This window comes from Streptomyces sp. (assembly GCF_036566765.1).
Classification (GTDB): Bacteria; Actinomycetota; Actinomycetes; order Streptomycetales; family Streptomycetaceae; genus Streptomyces.
This window is the reverse complement of sequence record NZ_DATCVQ010000601.1, coordinates 1-7,913: the sequence shown is the minus strand read 5'-3', so window position 1 is coordinate 7,913 and position 7,913 is coordinate 1. Positions and strand designations below refer to the sequence as shown.

At 70.8% G+C, this 7,913-nt stretch carries 6 protein-coding genes; 4 read left to right on the top strand and 2 right to left on the bottom strand.

What is annotated here, in order from left to right; genetic code table 11:
- Positions 1 to 261: 261 nt before the first annotated feature.
- Positions 262 to 1,668 carry an FAD-binding oxidoreductase gene (locus tag VIU94_RS34780; protein ID WP_331917833.1) on the top strand — a complete coding sequence of 469 codons (1,407 nt, stop codon included), beginning with the start codon at positions 262 to 264 and terminating at the stop codon, positions 1,666 to 1,668.
- A 31-nt stretch (positions 1,669 to 1,699) separates the two neighbouring features.
- Here the strand turns inward: VIU94_RS34780 and VIU94_RS34775 are convergent, their stop codons facing one another.
- Positions 1,700 to 2,239, bottom strand: a complete 540-nt coding sequence (locus tag VIU94_RS34775; RefSeq protein WP_331917831.1) for an SsgA family sporulation/cell division regulator — start codon at positions 2,237 to 2,239, stop codon at positions 1,700 to 1,702.
- A gap of 351 nt (positions 2,240 to 2,590) precedes the next feature.
- Here VIU94_RS34775 and VIU94_RS34770 point away from each other — a divergent pair, with 351 nt between their 5' ends.
- Both VIU94_RS34770 and VIU94_RS34765 read left to right on the top strand, forming a co-directional pair.
- On the top strand, positions 2,591 to 3,985 hold the full coding sequence (locus VIU94_RS34770; RefSeq protein ID WP_331917829.1) for an RDD family protein: 1,395 nt from the start codon (positions 2,591 to 2,593) through the stop codon (positions 3,983 to 3,985).
- 62 nt (positions 3,986 to 4,047) lie between these two features.
- Entirely contained in the window at positions 4,048 to 4,719 is a 672-nt protein-coding gene (locus VIU94_RS34765) for an RDD family protein (protein WP_331917827.1), read from the top strand.
- A gap of 21 nt (positions 4,720 to 4,740) precedes the next feature.
- On the opposite strand, the gene VIU94_RS34760 is transcribed toward VIU94_RS34765, so the two are convergent.
- Positions 4,741 to 5,025, bottom strand: coding sequence for a hypothetical protein (locus tag VIU94_RS34760; protein ID WP_331917825.1), 285 nt, complete (start codon positions 5,023 to 5,025; stop codon positions 4,741 to 4,743).
- A gap of 404 nt (positions 5,026 to 5,429) precedes the next feature.
- Here VIU94_RS34760 and VIU94_RS34755 point away from each other — a divergent pair, with 404 nt between their 5' ends.
- The gene (locus tag VIU94_RS34755; protein ID WP_331917823.1) at positions 5,430 to 7,862 is read left to right on the top strand and encodes an immune inhibitor A domain-containing protein; all 2,433 of its coding nucleotides are present in this window, start codon (positions 5,430 to 5,432) and stop codon (positions 7,860 to 7,862) included.
- Positions 7,863 to 7,913 lie beyond the last annotated feature (51 nt).

Genomic DNA, 7,913 nt, shown 5'->3' with positions numbered 1-7,913 from the left:
GGACCGGGCAGCGGCTCCGGCCCGTCGTCGAACAGTGCGGGCCCGTACACCAGCGCCGCTCCCGCGACCGCCACCGCGCTCACCCCGGCCACCAGGACCCTGCGCGAGGGGCCGGGCCGCTTCCCGCCGCCCGCCGCCCGGACGGTGTTCATGACGCTCTTCATGGCGCTCACTGTGCGCCTGTACGAAGAGCACACCGAGGCGACGAACCCGAAGGCCCGGCGGGTTCACACCGATGGCCCCGAGTGCCACGCTGGAGCCATGGACGATCTTCGGACGGACGATCCCCGGCCGCACCCCGCCGCGCGGCTCCACGACCTCCTGCGCGCGGGCCTGCCCGCCGAGGCCCTGCACACCGACCCCGACGTCATGGCGTCCTACGCGCACGACATGGCGAGCTTCTGCCCGGCCGGCGCGCCCGCCGTCGTCGTGCTGCCGCGCACCGTCGAGCAGGTCCAGCACGTCATGCGGGTCGCGACCGAGCTGCGCGTCCCCGTCGTCCCGCAGGGCGCCCGCACCGGCCTGTCCGGCGCCGCCAACGCCTCCGACGGCTGCATCGTGCTGTCACTGGTGAAGATGGACCGGATCCTGGAGATCGACACGGTCGACCGGATCGCCGTCGTCGAGCCCGGCGTCGTCAACGCGGTGCTCTCGCGCGCCGTCGATGAGCTCGGGCTTTATTACCCGCCGGACCCGTCCAGTTGGGAGATGTGCACGATCGGCGGCAACATCGGCACCGCGTCCGGCGGCCTGTGCTGCGTCAAGTACGGGGTGACGGCGGAGTACGTGCTCGGCCTCGACGTCGTGCTCGCCGACGGCCGGCTGCTGTCCACCGGCCGGCGCACCGCCAAGGGCGTGGCCGGGTACGACCTCACCCGGCTCTTCGTCGGCTCGGAGGGAAGTCTGGGCATCGTGGTCAGGGCGGTCCTGGCGCTCAGGCCGCGCCCGCCGCAACAGCTCGTGCTCGCCGCCGAGTTCGGCTCGACGGCGGCCGCCTGCGCGGCGGTCTGCGCGATCATGGAGGCCGGCCACACGCCCTCGTTGCTGGAGATCATGGACCGCACCACGGTCCGGGCGGTCAACAAGCTGGCGAACATGGGTCTGCCGGACACCACCGAGGCGCTGCTGCTGTGCGCCTTCGACACTCCGGAACCGGCCGCCGACCTGGCCGCGGTCGGCGTGCTGTGCACCGCGGCCGGCGCCGCCGAGGTGGTCCCCGCCGAGGACGCGGCGGAGTCCGAACTCCTCCTCCAGGCCCGCCGGCTCTCGCTCACCGCCCTGGAGGCCGTGAAGCCGGCGACGATGATCGACGACGTGTGCGTGCCCCGCACCAAACTGGCCGCCATGCTCGACGGCACCGCCGCGATCGCCGCGAAGTACGACCTGACGATCGGCGTGTGCGCCCACGCGGGCGACGGCAACACCCATCCCGTCGTGTGCTTCGACCACACCGACGAGGACGAGGCGCGCCGGGCCCGTGAGTCCTTCGACGAGATCATGGCGCTCGGCCTGGAGCTGGGCGGCACGATCACCGGCGAGCACGGGGTGGGCACGCTGAAGAAGGAGTGGCTGGCACGGGAGTTGGGGCCGGTGGGAGTGGAGCTGCAGCGCGGGATCAAGCACACCTTCGACCCGCTGGGCCTCCTCAACCCCGGCAAGATCTTCTGACGCGTACGGACGCTCGTGCCCGGAGCCGGCCTCACAGCTCGCCGTCCTGAGACTCGTCCGACGGCCACGGGTCGCGCAGCCACAGGTCGTCCGCGATGGGGGCGCCTCCCTGCTCGAGCGAAGTCGAGAGCTCGGGGGACGGGGCCAGCAGCCGGGCGAGCCCGTCGTCGATGCCGAGCAGGTCGGCCTCGGCGCCGGGCGGGACCGCGTGCAGCGTCCGCTCCAGCCACGCGGACACCTGCGCCGTGGGGGCCTCCAGGAGCGCGTCCCCGTCCGGCGAGGACAGCGCCATCAGGACCACGCTGCGGCCCTCGACCTTCGTCGGCCAGATCCGCACGTCCCCGTGGCCGCACGGCCGGAACACGCCCTCGACGAGCAGCTCGCGGGCGAAGGTCCAGTTGACGGGGTGCTCCGAGCCGACATGGAAGGTGACGTGCACGGCGAACGGGTCGTCGGTGCGGTACGTCAGCAGCGCGGGCACGGGGATGCTGCGCTCGGGCGACAGCACCAGACGCAGTTCGAGCTCGCGCTCCACGACGGTGTTCTCGGTGTTGTTCTCGATGTTCCGCACGGTCCTGCTCCCTCGTCTCGTACGGGCCCCTCGCGGGCCCGCACGAGGAGAGAGCGGGGTGGTGACCGGTCATTACGCGACTTCCACGAACTTTCTCGAGAAATTTCTCGAGGGCTCGCCCGGCCTCGTCGGCAGCGTCGTCGGCGGTCCGCGGCGGTCCGCGGCGGCCCGGCGGCGCGTACGGCAGCGGTCCGGCGACACCCTAGGCCCGGTCACCCACGCTCGGCGACGGGAATCGGGGCGATGTCGCTCGAAGGCGGGCTTTCTGGCCTCCGGCTTCTTCCCCTCGCGGGGTTCTTCGTTACTGTCCTCCTTGGCAGCAGCGGTGTGTGACGGAACGGAGTCGGGGCAGTGGCTACTCCTCCAGGAGGCGGCGGGGAAGTACCCCAGGCCGGGTACTACCCGGACCCGTCCATTCCCGGGTATGTCCGGTACTGGAACGGCGCCGCCTGGGTACCCGGGACGAGCAGGCCCGCTCCCCAGGAGGGCGAGGCCCTGCCGGCGCCGCCCGCCTCGGCGATGCCGCCCGCCCCCGTCCTCGCCTCCCCGGCCCCCGCGCCGACCCCCGCGGTCGAGGAGACCGGGCCGATGTTCCTGGACGAGGAGCCGGTCGACGACGTACGGCCCGAGCCCGCCTCGGCCTGGCAGGCGGACGCCTCGCGCCAGTCCGGCTTCGGCGGCGAGCGGGACCAGAAGGTCTCCTGGGGCTCGCCCGAGCCGGCCGACCCGCGCGTCTCCCGTACGGACCCCCGGACGCCGGCCGACCAACCGCCGGCCGACCGGGCCCCCTCCGCCGAGCCGGCCGCCCCGGGCCGCCGGATCGCCGGCACCGTGCCCGGCAGCGGGGTGGTGCCCGCCGACCCGACGGGCGGCGCGCTGCCCGGCGTACGGCAGTCGCAGCCCGGTTCGGACGCGCCCGAGGGGACGGTCGCCATCCGGCGGCGTCCTCCGAGCGACGACGGCGGGACCATGACCATCCGCGCCCTCGGCGCGCAGGCGGCCAAGCCCGCGCAGTCCCAGGCCGCGCAGGCCCCGGCCGTACCGCAGACCGCCCAGCCGCAGGTCCCGCAGCAGGCCCAGCCGCAGGCGCAGCCCCAGCAGCAGGCCCCCGTCACCACCGGCCCCGGCGGCGGGTCCCCCTCCTGGGCGCAGCAGGTGCACCACCTGGCCCAGCCGGAGGCCCAGCAGCAACAGCAGCCGGTCATCCCGTGGAAGCCGCCGGTCGAGGATCCGTTCCTGAAGCACGCTCAGGCGCAGGCCGCCGCCCGGCCCGCCGCCCTCGGCAAGCGGTTCGCCGCCCGGCTGATCGACTCCGTCGTCCTCGGCGCGCTGGTCGGTGGTGCGTCGTTCCCCTTCGTGACCCAGGCCCTCGACCACATCGCCGACAAGATCGAGGCGGCCAAGCAGTCGGGCACCACGGTCCAGGTGTGGCTCCTGGACGGCACCACGTCGGTCCAGTTCGGCATCGCCTTCGGCATCCTCCTGGTCCTCGGCGTGCTGTACGAGGTGCTGCCCACCTCCAAGTGGGGCTGGACGCTCGGCAAGAAGGTCTGCGGCCTGGAGGTCCGGGACATCGAGGCGCACGAGCCGCCGGGCTTCGGGGCCGCGCTGCGCCGCTGGCTGGTCTACAGCGTCCTCGGGCTGCTCGTCCTCGGCGTGGTCAACGTGGCGTGGTGCCTGTTCGACCGCCCCTGGCGGCAGTGCTGGCACGACAAGGCGGCGCGCACCTTCGTCGCGGGCAAGTAGGCCGTCCCCCGAACGGGGGGCGAGGCGTTGCGGGGGCCGGGCGGCCGGGGTGCACTGCCCCCATGAGCAACGACCAGCCGCCGCCCGGCCAGCCGCCCGAAGAGGACCCGTTCCTCAAGAAGCCGCAGGACCCCACGCCGCCGGCGGGAGGTCCGTACGGCGGCGGTGGCTCCCCTTATGACAGCGCGCCGCCGCCCCCTCCGTACGGCTCACAGCCCTCCGGAGGCGGCGGCTACGGACCACCGGACCCCCTCTCGGGGATGCCGCCGCTCGCGGACTCGGGCCGGCGCATCCTCGCCCGGATCATCGACTGGCTGATCATCGCGGTGCCGCTGGCGATCATCGGCATTCCGTTCAACGTGTACGAGCGGACCACCGACAGCGACGACTTCGGTGACGCCATCAGTCAGACGAGTACCGGTAGTGGTCTGGTCTTCCAGCTCATCACCATCGTGGCGTACGTCGGCTACGACACCGTGATGGTCGCGAGGAACGGGCAGACCTTCGGCAAGAGGCTGATGAAGATGCGCGTGGCGATGCTCAACGACGGTTCGACGCCGCCGATGAACGCCTCGCTGATCCGCGCGGTCGTGCTCTGGCTGCCCGCGCTGATCTGCTGCGCCTGCCTCTGGCCGCTGCTCCTGCTGATCCTGATCCTCGTCGACAAGCCCTACAAGCAGGGTCTGCACGACAAGGCGGCCAAGACGGTGGTGGTCGCCACACCGCCGCAGTAAGCCGAAGTACGGGGGAGGGAGCTACGAACCGATCCGGGTGTCGGCCCCCGCGCTCACGTGCGCGGCCGGCACCCGGATCGCGTCGTTGTGCGCCGGAACGGGCGCCGCGGGCCGGGTCGCCCGCGCGCGGCGGCGCGACGCGACCGGCATGGTCAGCACGACCAGCAGGCCGAGGAGGAGCGAGGCCACGCCGATCAGGGCGATGCCCGGTCCCGTGGTCGCGCGGGAGAGAAGAAGCAGGGCGACGGTCGCGAAGACGACGGTGGCCGAACCGTAGGCGAGCTGTGCGGCATTGGGACGCGGCATGACGGGTCCAGTCCTCGAAGCAAGGGTGCATCGGTCGGGGTGACTCGCACGGGGTCGCACTCTCGGGCGACTCTACGACGGGGCATGCCCGAGCGGAACCGATGGTAAGCGTGACCTAACCCACGGTGCCGGTGCACAGGGGGGCGCACCGAGTCACTGCCACCGTCAATTGCCCCGTTCAATGCGCCTGTTGTTCGATACTCTCGACAGCTCCCGCGACGTGATCTTCGTCCGGATATCGGGAATCCGCTCCTGCATAGTGCAGTTGGCCTGTTCAAGTCAAGGTCTGTCTTTTCTTCCTCAACTCCGGTCGAATGTCGTCACTTGTGACGTGCGACCCCGGCCGCGGACACCCCACCTTCGGTCCGCGCGGAGGGCGGGTCGCCGGGGAGGACATACACCAAGTGACCAACAGACGACGGGCGATCAGAGCGTCCGCAGTCGTCGTGGCGCTCGCGGCCACCGCCGCCACCGCCTCGACTTTCGCCAGTGCCTGGGCCGAGGACAGGGGCCCGACCGCGCCGGCAGGCATCGAGCGCCAGGACCCGGCTCCGGGTTCCGGCGCGGACAAGACGACGGTCGACCACGACCTCGACGGTCCGTACAGCAAGCAGCAGGAGCAGCAGCGCAAGGCCGCCCTGGAGCAGGTGCTCTCGGGCGAGTCCAAGGTCGAGCGCCGCGGGGGCTCCCAGGTCGTCAAGCTCGACAGCAAGAAGTACGTCGAGCTGGGCCGGGAGAAGACCGACAAGATCTTCACCATCCTCGTGGAGTTCGGCGACGAGGTCGACAACACGACCCTGGTCGACCGCAAGGACGACGAGACCCCGGACCTGAAGCCGAAGTACGGCGGCGAGCCCGGCCCGCTGCACAACCGGATAGCCGAGCCGGACCGTTCGAAGAACAACTCGACGGCCTGGCGGAAGGACTTCAACCAGCAGTACTTCCAGGACCTGTACTTCGGCACCGGCAAGGACGCCAAGGGGCAGCCCAAGCAGTCCCTGAAGACCTACTACGAGAAGACCTCCTCGGGCCGGTACTCGGTCGAGGGCGGCGTCTCGGACTGGGTCAAGGTCAAGTACAACGAGGCCCGTTACGGCTCGAACTACTGCGGCCAGAGCAACTGCTCCAACGTCTGGGACACGGTCCGCGACGGTGTCACCGCCTGGGTCGCCGACCAGAAGGCCAAGGGCAAGAGCGACGCCGCGATCAAGGCCGAGATGGCCCAGTACGACCAGTGGGACCGGTACGACTTCGACGCCGACGGCAACTTCAACGAGGCCGACGGCTACATCGACCACTTCCAGATCGTCCACGCGGGCGAGGACGAGTCGGCCGGCGGCGGCGCTCAGGCGACCGACGCCCTGTGGGCCCACCGCTGGTACGCCTACGGCACCGACGCGGGCAAGACCGGTCCGGCGAACAACAAGTCCGGCGGCACGCAGATCGGCGACACCGGCATCTGGGTCGGCGACTACACGATGCAGCCCGAGAACGGCGGCCTCGGCGTCTTCGCCCACGAGTACGGCCACGACCTCGGTCTGCCGGACCACTACGACACCGCGGGCGGCGAGAACTCCACCGGGTTCTGGACCCTCATGTCGTCCGGCTCCTGGCTGGGCACCGGCAAGGACTCGATCGGCGACCTGCCCGGCGACATGAACGCCTGGGACAAGCTGCAGCTGGGCTGGCTGAACTACTCCAAGGTCCACGACTGGCAGCGCGCCACCAAGACCACCCACACGCTGGGCGTCTCGGAGTACAACACCAAGAACCCGCAGGCGCTCGTCGTCGAGCTGCCGAAGAAGGACGTCACCACCGATGTCGTGGCCCCCGCCGAGGGTGCCACCCAGTGGTGGAGCAACATGGGTGACGACCTCAAGAACACCCTGACCCGCCCCGTCGACCTGACCGGCAAGACGAAGGCCTCCCTGGAGCTCCAGGGCTGGTACGACATCGAGCTGGACTACGACTACCTCTACACCGAGGTGTCGACGGACGGCGGCGCCAACTGGACCGCCGTGGACGGCACCGCCGACGGCAAGGCGCTCCCGCGCGACGCGGCCGGCAACCCGGCGCTGACCGACGTCTCCGGCGCGCACAAGAAGCTCGTCTACAACCTGGACGCGTACGCGGGCAAGAAGGTCGACCTCCGCTTCCGCTACCAGACGGACGGCGGCGCGGGCGGCAAGGGCTTCACGGCCGACGCCATCACGCTGACCGCCGACGGCGCCACCGTCTTCTCCGACAACGCGGAGAACGGCGACAACGGCTGGGCCGCGAAGGGCTTCTCGCGCGTCGGCAAGGGCTTCACGAAGTCGTACGAGCAGTACTACATCGCGGAGAACCGCCAGTACGTCTCGTACGACGCCACCCTCAAGGTCGGCCCGTACAACTTCGGTTACACGGGCGACAAGTCGAGCTGGGTCGAGCACTACCCGTACCAGAACGGTCTGCTCATCTGGAAGTGGGACCTGTCCCAGAAGGACAACAACACCTCCCAGCACCCGGGCCAGGGTCTGATCCTCCCGATCGACTCCCACCCGAGCCCGATCAAGTGGTCGGACGGCACCCTGCCGCGCAACCGCGTCCAGGCGTACGACTCGCCGTTCACGATCGCCCGCACGGACGGCTTCCAGCTGCACAAGGCCGGCGTCGGCACGTGGATCCCGTCGCAGGCCGGCAACCCGGTCTTCGACGACCGCAAGGGTACGTACTGGTACAAGGAGACCGAACGGGCCGGTGTCCAGGTAACTGACACCAACACCAAGATTCAGGTCGTCAAGGAGCCGCTGAACGGCCAGACGGTCACCGTCCAGGTGGGTCCGTCGACCAAGTAACTCGCATCACCGCAGGTCAAAGCGTGATCGGCCGTCGCCCTCTAGCGGGCG

Coding starts and splice junctions, on each gene's coding strand:
- VIU94_RS34765 (WP_331917827.1), top strand. CDS start 4,048: ATGAGCAACGACCAGCCGCCGCCCGGCCAGCCGCCCGAAGAGGACCCG.
- VIU94_RS34780 (WP_331917833.1), top strand. CDS start 262: ATGGACGATCTTCGGACGGACGATCCCCGGCCGCACCCCGCCGCGCGG.
- VIU94_RS34760 (WP_331917825.1), bottom strand. CDS start 5,025: ATGCCGCGTCCCAATGCCGCACAGCTCGCCTACGGTTCGGCCACCGTC.